The organism is Arthrobacter sp. HY1533 (assembly GCF_027568515.1).
Taxonomy (GTDB): domain Bacteria; phylum Actinomycetota; class Actinomycetes; order Actinomycetales; family Micrococcaceae; genus Specibacter.
In genome coordinates this window covers 252,422-270,569 of record NZ_JANKZF010000003.1, presented here as the reverse complement: position 1 = coordinate 270,569, position 18,148 = coordinate 252,422, and the positions used below count along the sequence as shown (strand labels likewise).

General features: G+C 68.6%; 16 protein-coding genes. 13 read left to right on the top strand and 3 right to left on the bottom strand.

Features of this window, described 5'->3' with window-relative positions; translation table 11 throughout:
• Window positions 1-182 precede the first annotated feature (182 nt).
• Both PCK14_RS04445 and PCK14_RS04440 read right to left on the bottom strand, forming a co-directional pair.
• On the bottom strand, window positions 183-830 hold the full coding sequence (locus PCK14_RS04445; protein ID WP_269937266.1) for a TetR/AcrR family transcriptional regulator: 648 nt from the start codon (window positions 828-830) through the stop codon (window positions 183-185).
• On the bottom strand, window positions 830-1,693 hold the full coding sequence (locus PCK14_RS04440; protein ID WP_269937254.1) for an enoyl-CoA hydratase-related protein: 864 nt from the start codon (window positions 1,691-1,693) through the stop codon (window positions 830-832). Before PCK14_RS04440 ends, PCK14_RS04445 begins: the two co-directional genes overlap by 1 nt.
• An 80-nt stretch (window positions 1,694-1,773) precedes the next feature.
• Here PCK14_RS04440 and PCK14_RS04435 point away from each other — a divergent pair, with 80 nt between their 5' ends.
• From PCK14_RS04435 to PCK14_RS04405, 7 genes are all read left to right on the top strand, one after another.
• Entirely contained in the window at window positions 1,774-2,931 is a 1,158-nt protein-coding gene (locus PCK14_RS04435; RefSeq protein WP_269937253.1) for an acyl-CoA dehydrogenase family protein, read from the top strand.
• A 133-nt stretch (window positions 2,932-3,064) separates the two neighbouring features.
• Window positions 3,065-4,288, top strand: a complete 1,224-nt coding sequence (locus PCK14_RS04430) for an acetyl-CoA C-acetyltransferase (RefSeq protein WP_269937252.1) — start codon at window positions 3,065-3,067, stop codon at window positions 4,286-4,288.
• Entirely contained in the window at window positions 4,285-6,465 is a 2,181-nt protein-coding gene (locus PCK14_RS04425; protein WP_269937251.1) for a 3-hydroxyacyl-CoA dehydrogenase NAD-binding domain-containing protein, read from the top strand. Before PCK14_RS04430 ends, PCK14_RS04425 begins: the two co-directional genes overlap by 4 nt.
• Entirely contained in the window at window positions 6,465-7,334 is an 870-nt protein-coding gene (locus PCK14_RS04420) for a crotonase/enoyl-CoA hydratase family protein (protein WP_269937250.1), read from the top strand. Before PCK14_RS04425 ends, PCK14_RS04420 begins: the two co-directional genes overlap by 1 nt.
• A 68-nt stretch (window positions 7,335-7,402) precedes the next feature.
• Window positions 7,403-8,935: an acyl-CoA synthetase gene (locus PCK14_RS04415; protein WP_269937249.1), complete on the top strand. Its 1,533-nt coding sequence runs from the start codon at window positions 7,403-7,405 to the stop codon at window positions 8,933-8,935.
• 9 nt (window positions 8,936-8,944) lie between these two features.
• Window positions 8,945-10,030 (top strand): CaiB/BaiF CoA transferase family protein, encoded by a 1,086-nt coding sequence (locus PCK14_RS04410; protein ID WP_269937248.1) that lies wholly within the window; start codon window positions 8,945-8,947, stop codon window positions 10,028-10,030.
• Window positions 10,027-11,073, top strand: coding sequence for an MBL fold metallo-hydrolase (locus PCK14_RS04405; RefSeq protein ID WP_269937247.1), 1,047 nt, complete (start codon window positions 10,027-10,029; stop codon window positions 11,071-11,073). Before PCK14_RS04410 ends, PCK14_RS04405 begins: the two co-directional genes overlap by 4 nt.
• A gap of 223 nt (window positions 11,074-11,296) precedes the next feature.
• Here the strand turns inward: PCK14_RS04405 and PCK14_RS04400 are convergent, their stop codons facing one another.
• The gene (locus tag PCK14_RS04400) at window positions 11,297-11,833 is read right to left on the bottom strand and encodes a MarR family winged helix-turn-helix transcriptional regulator (protein ID WP_269937246.1); all 537 of its coding nucleotides are present in this window, start codon (window positions 11,831-11,833) and stop codon (window positions 11,297-11,299) included.
• 127 nt (window positions 11,834-11,960) lie between these two features.
• On the opposite strand from PCK14_RS04400, the gene PCK14_RS04395 reads away from it, so the two are divergent.
• The 6 genes from PCK14_RS04395 to mmsB all read left to right on the top strand — a co-directional run bounded on the left by PCK14_RS04395 (window position 11,961) and on the right by mmsB (window position 18,143).
• Window positions 11,961-12,728 (top strand): electron transfer flavoprotein subunit beta/FixA family protein, encoded by a 768-nt coding sequence (locus PCK14_RS04395; RefSeq protein WP_269937245.1) that lies wholly within the window; start codon window positions 11,961-11,963, stop codon window positions 12,726-12,728.
• A gap of 11 nt (window positions 12,729-12,739) precedes the next feature.
• A complete protein-coding gene (locus PCK14_RS04390; RefSeq protein ID WP_269937244.1) occupies window positions 12,740-13,708 on the top strand; it encodes an electron transfer flavoprotein subunit alpha/FixB family protein in 969 nt (322 codons plus the stop codon).
• A gap of 233 nt (window positions 13,709-13,941) precedes the next feature.
• On the top strand, window positions 13,942-14,841 hold the full coding sequence (locus tag PCK14_RS04385) for a cytochrome b/b6 domain-containing protein (RefSeq protein ID WP_442864660.1): 900 nt from the start codon (window positions 13,942-13,944) through the stop codon (window positions 14,839-14,841).
• Window positions 14,842-14,941: 100 nt separating this feature from the next.
• On the top strand, window positions 14,942-16,081 hold the full coding sequence (locus tag PCK14_RS04380; RefSeq protein WP_269937242.1) for an acyl-CoA dehydrogenase family protein: 1,140 nt from the start codon (window positions 14,942-14,944) through the stop codon (window positions 16,079-16,081).
• Between the two features lie 15 nt (window positions 16,082-16,096).
• The gene (locus PCK14_RS04375; RefSeq protein WP_269937241.1) at window positions 16,097-17,146 is read left to right on the top strand and encodes an enoyl-CoA hydratase/isomerase family protein; all 1,050 of its coding nucleotides are present in this window, start codon (window positions 16,097-16,099) and stop codon (window positions 17,144-17,146) included.
• A 55-nt stretch (window positions 17,147-17,201) separates the two neighbouring features.
• Window positions 17,202-18,143, top strand: a complete 942-nt coding sequence (gene mmsB / locus PCK14_RS04370) for a 3-hydroxyisobutyrate dehydrogenase (RefSeq protein WP_269937240.1) — start codon at window positions 17,202-17,204, stop codon at window positions 18,141-18,143.
• Window positions 18,144-18,148: the final 5 nt, after the last annotated feature.

The following is an 18,148-nucleotide window of genomic DNA, read 5'->3' as shown; positions in this document are numbered from 1 at the left end:
GCGGGTGTGTGGGGGGCGGGGGGGGGTGGGGGGGCGCCCCCCCCGGCCCCCCCCCCCCCCCCACCACCGGGTCCGCTTCGACCACCGGGTCCGCTTCGACCACCGGGTCCGCTTCGACCACCGGGTCCGGCCCGACCACCGGGTCCGCTTCGACCACCGGGTCCGGCCCGACCACCGGCCTGCTAAATCGCCGGGACGGCTTCTTCCACGATGACCGTCAGTGTGCTCGCCAGCAGGGCATGCACCTGCGGGCGAGTGAGAGTCTTGCGCAGCAGCCATTCGCGCCCGCCGCTGCGGGCCAGCTGGGCGTAGATCCGGAACATGGCGCGGATCTGCTCGCGCCCTGCGGTGCGCCCGGCCAGCCCGCACGCCTCAATGAGCAGCTCAATGGACTCGTTCTCGGCCGCAATAAGGATCTTTTCCAGGTCCGGGTCGCGCCCCATGCCTCCGCCAAAGGAGAGCCAGGTGGCCCCGGAGGTCTCCAGTGAATCCAGGAACCAGTCCACGGCAATCGCTATCCGTTCCTGCAGCGTCCCGTCCGGCAGTGCCGCCACGGCCACCGCCGACACCGTGGAGCTGACCTTGACGACCTCCAGGTACAGCCCGCGCTTGTTGCCGAAATAGTGGTTGATGAGCCCGCGCGCCACGCCCGCCGCCGCCGCAATGTCGGTCGCGGAGACGTCCTCAAAGGCGCGCTCGTTGAACAGCTTCTGCGCGCAGGCAAAAATCTGTTGGCGCCGCTCATCAGGGTTGAGCCGCTGCCGCCGGTGCTCCTCGTGAAGTTCGACGCCGGGCACCTCAAGTGCGGCGGTGGCCGGGCTGGTCCCCATCACGGTGTTGCCTCCGTGTCCAGCCAGGGCAGCCACTGCGGCAGGTCCGCCGGCACCGTCAGGGGGAAGGAGGGGGACCGCTTTTCCAGGAACGACTTCACGCCCTCCACCGTGTCTGCGTGCCCCGGGAGCCCGGCGATGAGCCGGGAGTCCACGGCGTGCGCGGGGAAGGGCGAGTCCAGGCCGCTGAGCCGGTTGAGCATTTGCTTGATGACGGCCGTGGACACCTCGGAGGTGTTGGCGATGATGTCACGGGCCAGGGCGTAGGCGGCCTCCAGCACGTCGTCGGGTTCGTGCACGGAGGTGACCAGGCCGGCGTCGAGCGCTTCCTGCGCGCCGAAGAGCCTGCCCGTGAGCATCCAGTCGGCGGCTTTTGTCATGCCCACCAGTCGGGGCAGGTACCAGGTGGAGCCGCCCTCGGGGAAGATGCCGCGGCGGCTGAAGGGGAAGGAGAAGCGGGAGTCGGTGGAGGCCAGGCGGAAGTCGCAGGAGAGCGTGATGGTGATGCCGCCGCCAACGGACACGCCGCGCAGGGCCGCAATGACTGGCTTGTTCATGCCGTAGATGGTCTTGGAGCAACGCCCGGCAGGCTCCTGCCAATCGCTGGCGGAATCGGTCATTGACATGTCAAAGCCGCCTCCGCTGAGGTCCGCGCCGACGGAGAAGTCCTTGCCCGTCGCGGTGAACACAACCACCTGCACCGCGGGGTCGGCATCGGCGGCCAGGAAGGCGTGCTCGAGCTCGTGCGCCATGGCCAGGGTGTAGCCGTTGCGTGCCTCGGGCCTGTTCAGCGCCACGGTGGCAATCCGGTCCGCCACGGAGTAGGTGATGGCCGTGTAGGAATCAGGGGTTTGTGCAGTCATGGCCATCGCTTTCATGGACGGAAAGTTAAGACTCGCGCCACCTATTGACACGATGTCAATAGTCCTGAACTATTGGCGGTATGTCAACAACTACGTTTTCATCGGCCTGGATCGACGACGATCTGCGCGACGTCGCGTCCCTGCTCAAGGAATTCTTCACCAGGGAGGTGGCCCCGCTGGAGGAGAAATTCCAGAAGCAGGGGCATCCGGACAAGGACCTCTACGCACGGGCCGGCGAGCTTGGCCTGTGCGGCATGTCCATCCCCGAGGAATACGGGGGAGGGGGCGGTAACTTCGCCAACCTGGCACTGCTCCTGCAGGAACAGACCCGGGCCGGGGCAGGCAGCCTGGGCTTCGCCGTCAGCGAGGGCATCGTGGCGCACTACCTGCTGGCCTACGCCTCCGAGGAACAAAAGCTGCGCTGGCTGCCCAGGCTGTGCAGCGGCGAATGGGTCGGCGCCATCGCCATGACCGAGCCCGGCACCGGCTCAGACCTCCAGGCCATCACCACCCGGGCCGTGCGCGACGGGGACGACTACCTGGTCAGCGGCTCCAAGATCTTCATCTCCAACGGCCAGCTCTGCGACCTGGTGGTCATCGCCGTCAAGACCGACACCGCCCAGGGCGCCAAGGGCATCTCTCTGCTCGTGGCCGAGGTGGGAGCGGACACACCCGGCTTCACCCGCGGGCGCAAGCTGGACAAGCTTGGCCTGAAGGGCCAGGACACCTCCGAGCTGTTCTTTGACAACCTCCGCATCCCGGCCGCCAACATCCTCGGCGGCGAAGAGGGCAAGGGCTTCTACCAGCTCATGGCCCAGCTGCCGCAGGAACGGCTCATCACAGCCATCCTGGCCCAGTCCATGAGCGAGGCCGCCGTGGAGGCAGCCCTGGAATACACCAAGACCCGCGAAGCCTTCGGCAAGCCCCTGTTTGAACTGCAGAACACCCGCTTCGAACTGGCCGAATGCGCCACCATCACCCGCGTCAACCGGGTTTTCCTGGACGACTGCATCACCCGCCACGCCAACGGCGGACTCGACGCCGCAACCGCCTCCATGGCCAAGTACTGGATCACCGACAGGACCGCCGAGGTGGTGGACCGCTGCCAGCAGCTCTTTGGCGGCTACGGCTACATGATGGAATACCCCATTGCCGGCATGTACGCCGACAACAGGGTGCTGCGCGTGCTGGCCGGCGCCAACGAGGTCATGAAGGAACTCATCGCCCGCTCCCTGTAATCCCTCACCGCTCCCACTGCTCGCAAGCTCGCAGCGGGACCCTCGCGGTGTGGGGCCCATCTCACCGTTAGTACCAGGTTTTGCCACCCGCCCTTCCCACCGGGGCGGGGACGTCAATGGAAGGAAAGCTCACGTGAGCGAACAACCCGAAGCATTCATCTACGACGCCATCCGCACCCCGCGCGGCCGCGGCAAGAAGGGCTCCCTGCACGGGACCAAGCCCATCGACCTGGTGGTGGGCCTGATCGACGCTCTGCGCGAGCGCCACCCCGGCCTGGATGAAAACCTCATCGACGACGTGGTCCTGGGCGTCGTCTCGCCCGTGGGCGACCAGGGCGCCGTCATCGCCCGCACCGCCGTTCTGGCCGCGGGCCTGCCGGACACCGTGGGAGGCGTGCAGCTCAACCGCTTCTGCGCCTCGGGCCTGGAGGCAGTCAACGTGGCCGCCCAAAAGGTGCGCTCGGGCTGGGACCAGCTGGTCATTGCCGGCGGCGTGGAATCCATGTCGCGCGTGCCCATCGGCTCCGACGGCGGCGCCTGGGCCATGGACCCGGCCACCAACTACGACAGCTACTTTGTCCCGCAGGGCGTGGGCGCTGACCTCATCGCCACCATGGAGGGCTTCAGCCGCGAGGATGTGGACGCCTACGCCGTGCGCTCGCAGCAGCTGGCCGCGCGGGCCTGGGCCGAGGGGCGCTTCGCCAACTCCGTCATCCCCGTGAAGGACCAGAACGGGCTGGTGGTCCTGGCCGTCGATGAGCATATGCGCCCCGAATCCACGCCCGAGTCGCAGGCAACCCTGCGCCCCGCCTTCGCCGCGATGGGCGAGGCCGGCGGCTTCGACGCCGTGGCGCTGCAGAAATTCCACGCCGTGGGGAAGATCGACCACGTCCACACCGCCGCCAACTCCTCGGGAATTGTCGACGGCGCCGCCCTGGTCTTGGTGGGCAGTGCCGAGGTGGGTGCCCAGTTGGGCCTGACGCCGCGGGCACGGATTGTTGCCACGGCCACCTCGGGCGCCGACCCCACCATCATGCTCACGGGCCCCACTCCCGCCACGGAAAAGCTGCTGAAGACGGCCGGGCTTGGGGTGGAGGACATTGACCTGTTTGAGATCAACGAGGCCTTCGCCTCCGTGGTCCTGAAGTACCAAAAGGACCTGGGCATCCCGGATGACAGGCTGAACGTCAACGGCGGCGCCATTGCCATGGGCCACCCACTGGGCGCCACGGGGGCCATGATCCTGGGCACCGTGCTGGACGAGCTGGAACGCACGGGCAAGCACCGGGCCGTGGTGACGCTGTGCATTGGCGGCGGCATGGGCGTGGCAACACTGATTGAGAGGGTCCAGGCATGAGCGAGGAAAACGTGAACCACACAAACACCATCCGCTGGGAACAGGACGCCGACGGCGTTGTCATCCTCACGCTGGATGACCCCAAGCAGTCCGCCAACACCATGAACGGCGACTACGTTGCCTCCATGCAGGCGGCCGTGGAGCGTCTCGCGGCAGAGAAGGAGACCGTCACCGGCGTCGTGCTTGCCTCGGCCAAGAAGACGTTCTTCGCCGGCGGAGACCTCAACGACCTCCTGGCCGCCACCCCGGCGGACGCACAGAAGATCTTTGACCTGGGCCAGCAGATCAAAGCCCAGCTGCGCACCCTGGAAACCCTGGGCAAGCCCGTGGTGGCCGCCATCAACGGCGCGGCACTGGGCGGCGGGCTGGAAATTGCCCTGGCCGCACACCACCGCATCGCCGCGGACACGCGCGGCTCCGTCATCGGACTGCCCGAGGTCACGCTGGGCCTGCTGCCCGGCGGCGGCGGCATTGTGCGCACCGTCCGGCTCATGGGCATTGCCGACGCCACCATGAAGGTGCTGCTGCAGGGGCAGAAGTACAAGCCCCGCAAGGCCCAAGAGGTGGGCCTGGTGCACCAGGTGGTGGACACCGTGGAGGAGCTCATCCCCGCCGCGAAGGCCTGGATCGCCGCCAACCCGGAGGCCGTGCAGCCCTGGGATGTGCCCGGCTACAGGATCCCCGGCGGCACCCCCAGCACTCCTGCCTTCGCCGCGAACCTGCCGGCGTTCCCGGCCAACCTCCGCAAGCAACTCAAGGGTGCCAACTACCCGGCCCCTCGCGCCATCCTCGCCGCGGCCGTCGAAAGCACCCAGGTGGACTTCGACACCGCACTGGAAATTGAGTCGCGCTACTTTGTGGAAGTTGTCACGGGCCCCGTGTCCACGAACATGATCAAGGCGTTCTTCTTCGACATGGGGCACATCAGCGCCGGCGGCAGCCGCCCGGCAGGCTTCGAGAAGTACACGGCCAAGAAGGTGGCCGTGCTGGGCGCCGGCATGATGGGCGCCGGCATTGCCTATGTGTGCGCCCGCGGCGGCATGGATGTGGTCCTCAAAGACGTTTCACTCGAGGCCGCCGAGCGCGGCAAGGCCTACTCGAAGTCACTCACCGACAAGGCCGTGGCGCGGGGCCAGCAGACCCAGGAGGCAGCCGACGCCCTGCTGGCGCAAATCAGCCCCACCGCCGCCGCCGCCGATGTGGCAGGCGCAGACCTGGTGATCGAGGCCGTGTTTGAAAACGTGGCCGTCAAGCAGGCGGCGTTCGCCGAGATCCAGGACCTCGTGGACGGTGGCGCCGTGCTCGGCTCCAACACCTCAACCCTGCCCATCACCACCCTCGCCGAAGGTGTGCGGGAACAGGCGAACTTCATTGGGCTGCACTTCTTCTCGCCCGTGGACAAGATGCCGCTGCTGGAAATCATTGCCGGCAAAAACACCTCGGACGAAACACTGGCCCGGGCCTTCGACATTGCCCAGCAGATCAAGAAGACGCCCATTGTGGTCAACGATTCCCGAGGCTTCTTCACCTCCCGGGTGATCGGCACCTTCATCAACGAGGCCCTTGCCATGCTGGGCGAGGGCATTGCGGCCCCCAGCATTGAGCAGGCGGGGCTGCAGGCCGGCTACCCGGCCGCGCCGCTGCAGCTGGCCGACGAGCTGAACCTGACGCTCATGTCCAAGATCCAGAAGGAGACCAAGGCGGGCCTGGAGGCCGACGGCGGCGTGCAACAGTACCGCCACCACGCCGGCTACGACGTGGTGGACACCATGCTGGAGACCCACGGGCGCAAGGGCAAGCTGGCCGGCGCCGGCTTCTACAACTACGCCGACGGGCACCGCACCGGGCTGTGGGAGGGCCTGGCGGAAAATTATGGCGGCACGGCGGAAATTCCCTTCGCCGACATGGTGGAGCGCATGCTGTTCGCCGAGTCCCTGGAAACCGTGCGGTGCCTGGACGAGGGCGTGCTGCGCAGCGTGGAGGACGCCAACATCGGCTCGATCCTGGGCATCGGCTTCCCCGCCTGGACCGGCGGTGTGCTCCAGTACATCAACGGCTACAGCGGCGGCCCGGCAGGATTCGTGGCCCGGGCGCGCGATCTGGCGGCCAAGTACGGTGAGCACTTCCTGCCGCCGGCCTCGCTCGTGGCCATGGCCGAGAAGGGCGAAAAGTACTGATGGCCGCTGCCGCACAGGGGCCCGGCCCCGCCTTCACCCAACCCTGGACGGCGTTCACGGTGGAAGGGGCACCCACGCCGGGTGTCGCCGTCGTCCGCCTTGCCGGGCCGGGGCGCGGCAACATGATGGGGCTCGCCTTTTGGTCCGAGCTCCCGCAGGTCTTTGCCGCGCTCGACGCCGACCCCGGCGTGCGGGCCGTGGTGCTCGCCGGCGCCGGGAGCCAATTCAGCACTGGCCTGGACGTGGCAGAGGTGCTCGGGTCCTGGCTGGGCAAGCTGGGACCCGGAGCCCCCGCCCAGGCGGCCCAGCGCACCGAGCTGCTGGGCGTGATCAGGACACTGCAGGATGCCATCAGCTCCGTGGCCGCCTGCCGCAAGCCCGTCATCGCGGCAGTGCACGGCTGGTGCATTGGCGGCGGCGTGGACCTCATCAGCGCCGCCGACGTCCGGCTGGCCAGTGCCGACGCCAAGTTCAGCATCCGGGAGGCGCGGCTGGCGATCGTGGCCGACGTCGGCAGCCTGCAGCGGCTGCGCGGCATCATCGGCGAGGGGCAGCTGCGCGAGCTGGCCCTGACCGGCAAGGACATCACGGCGGAGCGGGCCGGGCGGATCGGCCTGGTCAACGACGTGCTGCCGGACCAGGAAGCGCTCATGGAGGCTGCCCTGAACATGGCCGCCGAGATGGCGGCGAACTCGCCGCTCGCCGTGGCAGGCACCAAGGCCGTGCTGAACGAGGGCCGCGAGGAGGACATTGCGCGCGGGTTGCGGCACGTGGCGCTCTGGAATTCAGCGTTCCTGCACAGTGAGGACCTGCTGGAGGCCGTGGCGGCCATGGGGGAGCGCCGCCCGGCAATCTTTGAAGGCAAGTAGAAGGCAAGTAGGCAACACCAGCGCATTTTCGTCCTGAAAGTCAACGTCGATTTTTTCAAGGAGTCACCATGTACCTCACGCAAGGGCTGCACCGATCCCTCCAAGCCAATCCGGAGGCCATTGCCACCATCTACAAAGACCGTGTGCGCACATATGCGCAGCACGTGGACCGGATTGCCCGCTTTGCCGGGGCCCTGCAAAAACTGGGTGTGCAGGCCGGGGACAGGGTGGGCATGCTGTCCATGAACTCGGACCGCTACGCCGAATACCTGCTCGCCGTGCCGTGGGCCGGGGCCGCCGTGAACCCCGTCAACATCCGGTGGAGCCCGGCGGAGGTGGCCTACTCCATGACCGACTCCGAGACACATGTGCTGCTCATCGACGACGCCTTTGTGCCCATGGCACCGATCCTGCGGGAGAAGGCCCCGGGGCTGACAACGCTGATCCATTGCGGCGACGGACCCACCCCGGAGGGCATGCTGTCCTACGAGGACCTCGTGGCTGGCAGCGACCCCGTGCCGGATGCGTACCGCGGCGGCGACGACCTGGCCGGCGTCTACTACACGGGCGGCACCACGGGCTTCCCCAAGGGCGTCATGCTCAGCCACACGAACTTTGTCACCTCGGGCCTGGGCACCATCGCCACCGGCGAGCTGCTCAAGGCCGGCGCCACACTCCTGCACGCAGCCCCCATGTTCCACCTTGCCGACCTTGCCGCCTGGTGCGGGCTGACCATCCTGGGTGGCACCCACGTCATGGTGCCGTACTTTGAACCGACCTCCGTGTTCAAGGCCATCGAGCAGCACCGACCCACCGATGTGCTGCTGGTGCCCACCATGATCCAGATCCTGGTGGACCACCCCGACTCCAACAATTACGACCTCTCTTCGATGGAGCGCATGCTGTACGGTGGCTCCTCCATCTCCGAGGGCGTGCTCAACCGCACCAAGGCCCGCTTCCCGGGGCTGCGCCTGACCCAGGCCTACGGGCAGACCGAGGCCTCCCCGGTCATTACCCTGCTGCTGCCCGACGACCATGAGGGCAGCCGCATGCGCTCCGGAGGCCGCGCGGCCCCGCATTCCGAGGTGGCCATCCTGGACCTTGACGGCAAGGAAGCGGCCAGGGGGAACGTGGGCGAGATCTGCTGCAAGGGCGCCCACGTCATGCAGGGCTACTGGAACAAGCCGGAGGCCAGTGCCGAGGCGCTCCGCGGCGGCTGGCTCCACACGGGAGACCTGGGCTACGTGGACGCCGACGGCTTTGTGTTTGTGGTGGACCGGCTCAAGGACATGATCATCACGGGCGGGGAAAACGTGTACTCGGCCGAGGTGGAGAATGCGCTCAGCAAGCACCCCGCCATTGCGGCCTCCGCCGTCATCGGCGTGCCGGATGAACAGTATGGCGAGCGCGTGCACGCCGTCGTGGTCCTGGCGCCGGGGCAGCAGGCCACGGAGGCCGAGCTGGCCGCGCACTGCAAGGAGCACATTGCCGGGTACAAAGTGCCGCGCAGCTTTGAGTTCCCCGAGGCGCTGCCCATGTCCGGGGCCGGCAAGATCCTCAAGCGCGAGCTGCGCGACTCCTTCGCCGCGGCACGGGCCTAGGGGCAGCGGGTGGGCGGTCCGCTGCAGGGGCTGAAGGTGGTGGAGCTCTCCGCCATCGGGCCCGCGCCCCACGCTGCCATGATGCTCGCCGACTTGGGTGCCGAGGTGGTCCGCGTGGTGGGCCCGGCCCCTCCGGTTGGCGGATACGACGTCGGCACCCACCTGCAGCGCGGCCGCACCACCGTCCGGGCGAACCTGAAGGACCCGGCACACCTCGCCGGGGTGCGTGCGCTGCTTGCCGAGGCCGATGTCTTCCTGGAGGGATACCGGCCCGGCACCACGGAGCGGCTGGGGCTGGGGCCGCAGGAGTGCCTCGCGGCGAATCCGCGCCTGGTCTACGCCCGGATGACAGGCTGGGGCCAGGACGGCCCGCTCGCCCAAACGGCCGGGCACGACATCAACTACATCGCGCTGACCGGCGCCCTGCACGCCATGGGCACCGCCGACGCGCCCCTGCCTCCCATGAACCTGGTGGGCGACTTTGGCGGCGGCTCCATGTTTGTGCTGACCGGCATCCTGGCCGCCCTGTGGGAGAGGGAACGCTCGGGGCAGGGACAGGTGGTTGACGCGGCCATGGTGGACGGCGTGAGCGTGCTGTCCCAGATCATCCTGGAACTGCGCTCCGTCAAGCTGTGGAACGACACCCGGGCGGCCAACCTGCTGGACGGCGCCGCACCCTTTTACCGGACGTATGCCTGTGCCGGCGGCGGGCATGTGGCGGTCGGGGCCATCGAGCCGCAGTTCTACGCGCAGCTGCTGGCCGGCCTGGGCCTGGAGGCGGACTCACTGCCCGACCGCGACGACCCCGCCAGCTGGCCCGCGCTCGCAGGCATTCTTGCCGCGGCCTTGGCGGCACGGAGCCGCGAGGAATGGGCGGACGTCTTTGACGGCACCGACGCGTGCGTCACGCCCGTGCTGACGTACGCGGAGGCCGCCGAAAACAGCCACCTGGCAGCCCGGGGCACGCTTTCCGGTTCCGGCATGCACGTGGCCGCCGCCCCGGCACCGCACTTCTCCCGCACGGTGGCGGTGGCTCGTGAACCCGCCGGCGACACGGATTTTGACAGCATACTGAGCTCCTGGAGGGCATCTTGATCAGCGTTACGGCACCGGAACAGTTCAAGGCATGGCAGGCCAAGGTGCTCCCGCCCGTGGAGGAGGTCCGCCCCGGTGTGTGGTCCATCCCCGTGCCGTTCATCAACAACCCCATGCGCTACACGCTGGCCTACCTGCTGGTGGGCGACCGCGAATCGGCCCTCGTGGACCCCGGCTGGGACTCGGATGAGGGTTGGGAGGCGCTCATGGCGGGGCTGGCCACGGCCGGCCTGGGCCCGGAGGACGTCACGGGCATTGTGGTGACCCACTTCCACCCCGACCACCTGGGCATGGCGGCCCGGCTGCGTGCGGCCTCGGGGGCGTGGGTGGCCCTGGGCGAGAACGAGCCGCTGCCCACGCACTGGCGCGGGGACCCCCTGCAGTTTGTGGACGAGGACCGGGAACAGTTTGCGGCGTGGGGCGTGCCCGCCGAATACCTGGGGGAGGTCAGCTTCCAGGAGGAGACATGGGCGCAGATGACGGCCATTGCAGCCCCGCAGCGCCGGCTCGCCGACGGGGAACTGCTGCCAATCTCCGGCTTGCAGGTCCGGGTGCTGGCCACGCCCGGCCACACGCCGGGGCACATCGCCCTGGTCGATGAGGCGAACGGGCTGATCCTCACGGGCGACCACGTGCTGCCGCGCATCACCCCGCACGTCTCGCTGGAGGCAGCCAACCACGTGAACCCGCTGGGCGACTACCTGCACTCCCTGGGCATCATGGATGTGGGAGCCGAGATGGAGGTGCTGCCGGCCCACGAGTACCGCTTCCGCGGGCTGCCCACGCGGCTGGCCGAGCTGCGCTTCCACACGCTGGAACGCTCCCGGGAGGTCATGGCCGTGCTGGCCGTGGGGGAGGCGGCGACGGTGTGGGACGTGTCGCGGGAGCTGACGTGGTCGCGCGGCTTCGACTCATTGCGCGGATTCACGCTGCGCCTGGCCCTGGCCGAGACCGCCAGCCACCTGGTGTACCTGGGCGCCCGCGGCGTCGAGGTGGGCATCGACGTCAGCCGTGGCGCCCCAACCCCAACCCCCGCCCCTTGAATGCGACGCTCCCTCACTTTTAGGGGTGTTTCTCCCGACGCTCCCTCACTTCTAGGGGTGTTTCTGCTGACGCTCCCTCACTTGTTGGGGTGTTTCTCCCGACGCTCCCTCACAACAGGGGGAGCTTGGCGCACCGCATGCCCACCAGTGAGGGAGGGATGGCAAAAAATGGCCTAAAAGTGAGGGAGGGATTGGTGAATATGCCCTAGAAGTGAGGGAGCGTCTAGAGGGGGTCGGGGTATTGCATCGGATCCGTGAAGTCGCCGGAGTCGCGGCGGAAGCGGGCCAGGATGGCTGTCATGGTGCGCAGGTCCTCGGCGGGTATGCCCGGTTCGGCAAAAACATCCGAGTTCAGCACATCCGTGGCCTGTTCGACCAGTTCCCGGCCGGCCTCCAGCAGCACCACCAGGGTGGCTCGGCCGTCCGTGGGGTGGGCCTCGCGCCGGACCAGCCCGTCGCGTTCCAGCCGGTCAACGACGCTCGTCACGGACGTCGGATGGACCTGGAGGCGGGCGCTGGCACTTGCCATTGGCAGGGCGCCGTCGCGCGTGAAGGACAGCAGGCGCAGCAGTTCCAGCCGGGCGTAGGAAAGCCCCAGCGGCTTGAGCGTGGCGTCAACCCGGCCGTACATGATCTGGTGGGCGCGCATGACCGAGGAGAAGGCGGCCATGGCGTCGGCCGCGCCGGACCAGCCATGGGCAATCCACTGGCGCCTGGCCTCGGCAATCGGGTCCATGGGCAGCGGCGTGGGGGATGCCATGGGCATTCCTTTCCTGCGGTGGAGGGCAAAACAACTGGAACAACAATTTACTTGGCATCCCTAGTAAATGCTAGTGGTACCTAGTAATCTGCAATGAGACGGGCAACACAGTGACGGAAGGCAATCAATGAAGATCGCAGTTCTCATCAAGCAGGTGCCGGACACCGCGGAGGAGCGCACGCTCGTGCCGGCCACCGGCTGGCTGGACCGCGCGGCCGCGGACAGCCTGGTGGATGAAATCAACGAACGTGCCCTGGAAACGGCCCTGCAGGTGAAGGATGCCGACAAGTCGACCGAGGTGGTGGTGCTGGCCATGGGCCCGGAGGAGGCTGCCAAGGCCATTCGCAAGGCGCTGTCGATGGGCGCCGATTCCGGCATCCACGTGCTCGACGGCGGACTGGCCGGCGCCGATGCCAGGCGCACCGCCGCGGTGCTCGCCGCAGCGCTGCGCGGCGTCAACGCCGACGTGGTCCTGGCCGGCAACGAATCCACCGACGGCAGGGGCGGGGTGGTTCCGGCCATGGTGGCCGAGCACCTGGGCCTGCCGCTCGTGGGCGGGCTCAACTCCGTGGAGCTGGGCGGCGGAACTGTCTGCGGCGAGCGCAGCTCCGACACCGGTTCGCTGAATGTCAGCGCACCCCTGCCTGCCGTGGTCACCGTGACCGAGCGCAGCGCCGAGGCCCGCTTCCCCAACTTCAAGGGCATCCTGACGGCCAAGCGCAAGCCCGTCACCACGCTTTCCCTGGCCGAGCTCGAGCTGCCGGCAACCCCTGCCCGCGCCGTGGTCCTGGCGCACAGCGAACGCCCGCCGCGCGAGGCCGGGCGCAAGATCACCGACGACGGCACGGCGGGCACGCAGCTGGCCGGCTTCCTCATTGAAAACCGCTTGGTCTAGGAAGGCACCCCATGGCGAACATCCTTGCCCTCATTGAACTCACCCCCGCCGGCGAGCCGGCCGCCTCCACGCGCGGCCTGCTCGCAGCCGCCGCCTCGCTCGGCACACCCGTGGCCGTGCTCGCCGCCACCGCAGGGCCCGACGCCGGCACAACAGCCCGCCTGGGGCAGCTCGGGGCCGCCGTGGTCTTCACCGGCGTGGGCCCGCAGGCCGGTTCCATCCTGACGGCCCCGGCCGTGGAAGCCCTCGAGGCCGCGGTGGCCACCTATGCCCCGGCTGCCGTGCTGGCCGCCAACTCGGTGGACGGGCGCGAAATTGCCGCCCGCCTGGCCGTCCGCACTGGCGGCGCCCTGCTGGCCGACGCCGTCTCCGTGCGCCTGGACGGGGACCGGATCGTCGCCGGGCACTCCATCTTTGGCGGCGCCTACGACGTGGAGTCGGCAGTGGAGGGCGGGCTGCCCGTCATCACCGTCCGCCAGGGCGCCATTGACGGGGCCGCCCCGGCAGCCGCGGGCGAATCCGCCACCGTCCCCCTCAGTGGAGCAGTGCCGGGAGCCCGCATCACCTCGGTGAACCAGGCTGCGGCCAGCAGCAGCCGCCCCGAACTGCGCACCGCCAAGACAGTGGTCTCCGGTGGGCGCGGCCTGGGCTCGAAAGAAAACTTCGCCCTCGTGGAGCAGCTGGCCGACGCTCTCGGCGCGGCCGTGGGTGCCTCCCGCGCCGCCGTGGATGCCGGCTTCGTGGACCAGCACGCCCAGGTGGGGCAGACAGGGGTGAGTGTCTCGCCGCAGCTGTACATTGCCCTGGGCATCTCCGGCGCCATCCAGCACCGGGCCGGCATGCAGACGGCCAAGACCATCGTGGCCATCAACAAGGACGGCGACTCGCCCATCTTTGACGTGGCGGACTTCGGGATTGTCGGCGACGTGTTCACTGTGGTGCCGCAGCTCGTCGAGGCACTGGCGGCGCGGCCGGACTGAGCGGTCCCGCCGCGAAGCCGTGCGGGCCCACCAAACCCGGCTGCCGCCGTCGTGCATCCGGTCCAAATATGACCGGCGATCACTGTTTCCGCCCGGCGGGATGTTAGAAATAGAGTTTGATGAACCACCCGCGAGCGGTGGCAGCTTCCGCAGCAGCACCTGAAAGAGGTTTGAAGACAATGTCGACCCCCACCAACAAGCAGGCCGCCGCCATCAAGGGACGGTGGCAGGAAATGGGCCTGTGGTCCAGAATCGGTGTGTCCGCGGCCGCCCTCGTGCTGGTGCTCGCGGTGCTTGTCCTCGTGGCGCGGCTGCTCGTGGGCATGGCACCCGTGGCCTCGTTCATCGAGACCTACCCGGGCCATTCCGAACTGCCCGCCGGCGCGCCCGTGGGCATCCCGGCATGGCTGGGCTGGCAGCACTTCATCAACATGTTCCTGATCCTGCTGATCATCCGCTCCGGCTGGCAGGTGCGCACCACCAAGCGCCCCGCCGCACACTGGATCCGCAACAACAAGGGGCTCATCAAGACCCCCGGCAACCCCACCAAGATCAGCCTGGACCTCTGGTTCCACCTGACCCTGGACGCGCTCTGGGTGCTCAACGGCATCATCTTCATCATCGTCCTGTTCGCCACCGGCCAGTGGATGCGCATTGTGCCCACCAGCTGGGACGTGTTCCCCAACGCCATCTCCGCCGGGCTGCAGTACCTCTCCCTTGACTGGCCCACCGACAACGGCTGGGTCAACTACAACGGCCTGCAGCTGCTGGCCTACTTCACCACTGTCTTCATCGCGGCCCCGCTGGCCATTGCCACGGGCCTGCGCATGTCCGGCGCCTGGCCCAAGAACGCCGCCACGCTGAACAAGATCTACCCCATCACGGCGGCCCGGGCCATCCACTTCCCGGTCATGCTGTACTTCGTGGCCTTCATCGTGGTCCACGTGACCCTGGTCCTGGCCACCGGCGCCCTGCGCAACCTCAACCACATGTACACCTCCAGCGACGTGGTCAACTGGTGGGGCTTTGGCATCTTTGCCGCCTCCCTGGTGGTCATGGCCGGGGCCTGGTTCCTGGCCCAGCCGCTGTTCCTGCGACCCGTCGCATCCCTGATGGGCAAGGTCACCAAATAGCACGACGGCGGCCGCCCCACCCTGGGCGGGCCCGCCACCACGAGATGGCCACCCGCCACCTCTCCGCTTGGCCGCAAAGACGCGGCAGAAGGAGGACCCCATGACTGCACGCACCGACGAGCAGGACGCCATGGTGGAGATGGTGCGCGATTTCGCGGCCAACGCCCTGGCCCCGCACACCGCCGAATGGGATGAAAACAAGCACTTCCCCGTGGACGTGCTGGCCGAGGCCGGGACCCTGGGCATGGGCGGGATCTACGTGGGGGAGGAGCATGGCGGCTCCGGGCTGAGCCGCAGCGACGCCGTCCTCATCTTCGAGGAGCTGGCCGCCGTGGACCCCACGATTGCCGCCTACATCTCCATCCACAACATGGTGGCCTGGATGATCGACGCCTTCGGCAACAGCGAACAGCGCGCCGCCTGGCTGCCGGGCATCACGGCCATGACGGAGCTGACCAGCTACTGCCTGTCGGAGCCCGGCGTCGGCTCCGACGCCGCGGCCCTGACCATGCGGGCCGTCCGCGACGGGGATGACTACATCCTGAACGGAACCAAGCAGTTCATCTCCGGGGCCGGCACCTCAGCCTGGTACCTGGTCATGGTCCGCACGGCGGACCTCGGCAGCCGCGGGATCACCGCCGTCGTGGTTCCCGCCGGCACCCCGGGCCTGAGTTTCGGGGCGAACGAGAAGAAGATGGGCTGGCGCGCCCAGCCCACCCGCCAGGTGGTGTTCGAAGATGTGCGCATCCCGGTGTCCAACAGGCTCGGCGAGGAGGGCGACGGCTTCGGCATCGCCATGAAGGGCCTCAACGGCGGCCGCGTCAACATCGGCGCGTGCTCGCTGGGCGGCGGCCGGGCAGCCTTGGAGAAGTCCATTGCCTACCTCAAGGAACGCCAGGCGTTCGGCGGGCCCCTCATCGACAAGCAGCACCTGCTCTTTGAGATCGCCCAAATGGACACCGAGCTGGAGGTCTCGCGCACCATGCTCATGCGCGCCGCCGAAGCCCTGGACACCGGCGCCCCGGACACCGTCAAGCTGTGTGCCATGGCCAAGCTCGTGGCCACCGACGCAGGCTTCCGCGTGGCCAACCAGGCACTCCAGCTGCACGGCGGCTACGGCTACCTGAGCGAATACGGCCTGGAGAAGCTGGTCCGGGACCTGCGCGTGCACCAGATCCTGGAGGGCAGCAATGAAATCATGCGCCTGATCGTGGGGCGTCTGGCCGTGGAGCGCCAATAAGTGGAGGATGAATCCATGGAAAACAACGAGGTCCGCCTTGAGCGTTCCGGGCACTTGGGCCACCTGGTCCTGAACCGGCCCGCCGCCATGAACGCCCTGAACCACGGCATGGTCCTGTCCGTGGCCGCCGCGCTGGACGCATGGGAGCACGACGATTCCGTGGCCACCGTGTTGATCTCCGGCGCCGGCGAGCGCGGGCTCTGCGCGGGCGGCGACATCGTCTCGATCTACCACGACGCCCGCAACGGCGGGAACACGAGCGAGCAGTTCTGGCGCGACGAGTACCACCTCAACGCCCGCATCCGCCGCTACCCCAAGCCCATTGTCACGTTCATGGACGGCGTGGTCCTGGGCGGCGGCGTGGGCATCTCCGCGCACGCCTCACACCGCATCGTGGCCGAACGCTCCCGGATCGGCATGCCGGAAACGGGCATCGGCTTTGTCCCGGACGTGGGCGGCACGTACCTGCTCTCCCGCGCGCCCGGCGAACTGGGCACGCACGCGGGCCTGACCGGGGCCATGGTCAGTGGCGCCGACGCGATCCTCATGGGCCTGGCCAGCCACTTTGTCGACTCCGCCACGTTGCCCACGCTGGCAGCCGAGCTGGCCGAACGCAGCGCAAGTGCCGCCGTCGGGCGCTACGGGCAGGTGCCTCCGGAGTCCGCCTTGGCCGCCCAGCGCTGGTGGATTGACAGCTGCTATTCCGCGGACGACGCCGGGACCATCCTTGCGCGGTTGGCCCGAGTTGGAGACCCCGCGGCCGATGCGGCGGCGGAGACCATTGCGGGCAAGTCGCCCACGGCGGTGGCCGTGACGCTCGCCGCGCTGCGCCGGGCGCGGGTGCAGCCATCGCTGGAGGAAACCCTGAACCAGGAACTGCGGGTGTCGCTGCGGGCCCTGCGCTGGCCGGACTTTGCCGAGGGCATCCGGGCCCAGCTGGTGGACAAGGACCGCAACCCGCGATGGAGCCCTGCCACGCTGGCGGAAGTTTCCCCGGAGTTGGTGGACGGCGCGTTTGCCGGCCTGGGGGAGCGGGAACTGGGCCTGAGCGGCCCCGACGACTGATTTACACGGCGGTGTGTTTGCGCGGTGCCATTGAAGGGCGAAAGGAATGAACAGCATGGGCAGTGAAGTGTTGGGCGTTGAATCAAGAATTGCCTTCATCGGCCTGGGCCACATGGGCGGGCCCATGGCGGCCAACCTCGTGGCCGCCGGCTACCAGGTCACGGGCTTTGACGTGGTCCCGGCGGCGCTGGAGGCGGCGTCCGGCGCCGGCGTGGTGGTGGCAGCCTCGGCATCTGCCGCGGCCGAGGGGGCGGATGTCATTGTCACCATGCTGCCCGCCGGCAAGCACGTCTTCGCGGCCTTCGAGGGCGAGGGCCCGGGCGGCGGGCTGCTGGCCGCGGCCCGGCCCGGGGCCCTGTTCCTGGAGTGTTCCACCATCTCGGTGGAGGACGCCCGCACGGCCCACGAGATGGTGGTGGCCAGCGGGCACCGGGGCCTGGACGCGCCCGTGTCAGGCGGCGTGGTGGGCGCCGAGGCCGGCACCCTGACGTTCATGGTGGGCGGCTCCGAGGAGGACTTCGCCGCGGCCGGTGGCATCCTGGGTGTCATGGGGCGACGGATCGTGCTGTGCGGCGGGCCCGGCTCCGGGCAGGCCGCCAAGGTCTGCAACAACATGATCCTCGGGGTATCCATGATTGCCGTCAGCGAGGCCTTTGTCCTGGGGGAGAAGCTCGGCCTGACCCACCAGGCGCTCTTCGACGTGGCAGCCAACGCGTCCGGGCAGTGCTGGTCGCTGACCACCAACTGCCCCGTGCCCGGACCTGTCCCGGCCAGCCCCGCCAACCGTGACTACCAGCCGGGCTTTGCCGGCGCGCTCATGGCCAAGGACCTGGGCCTGGCGGTCGAGGCCCTCAACGCCACGGGTGTTGACGCCGTGCTGGGCCGCATGGCGGAGGAGATTTACCGCGAGTTCGCCCTGGGCGGCGGCGCCGGCACCGACTTCTCCGGCATCATCAACACCATCCGCGACGGCTCCGAACGCGGCGGCGCCGACTGAGCATT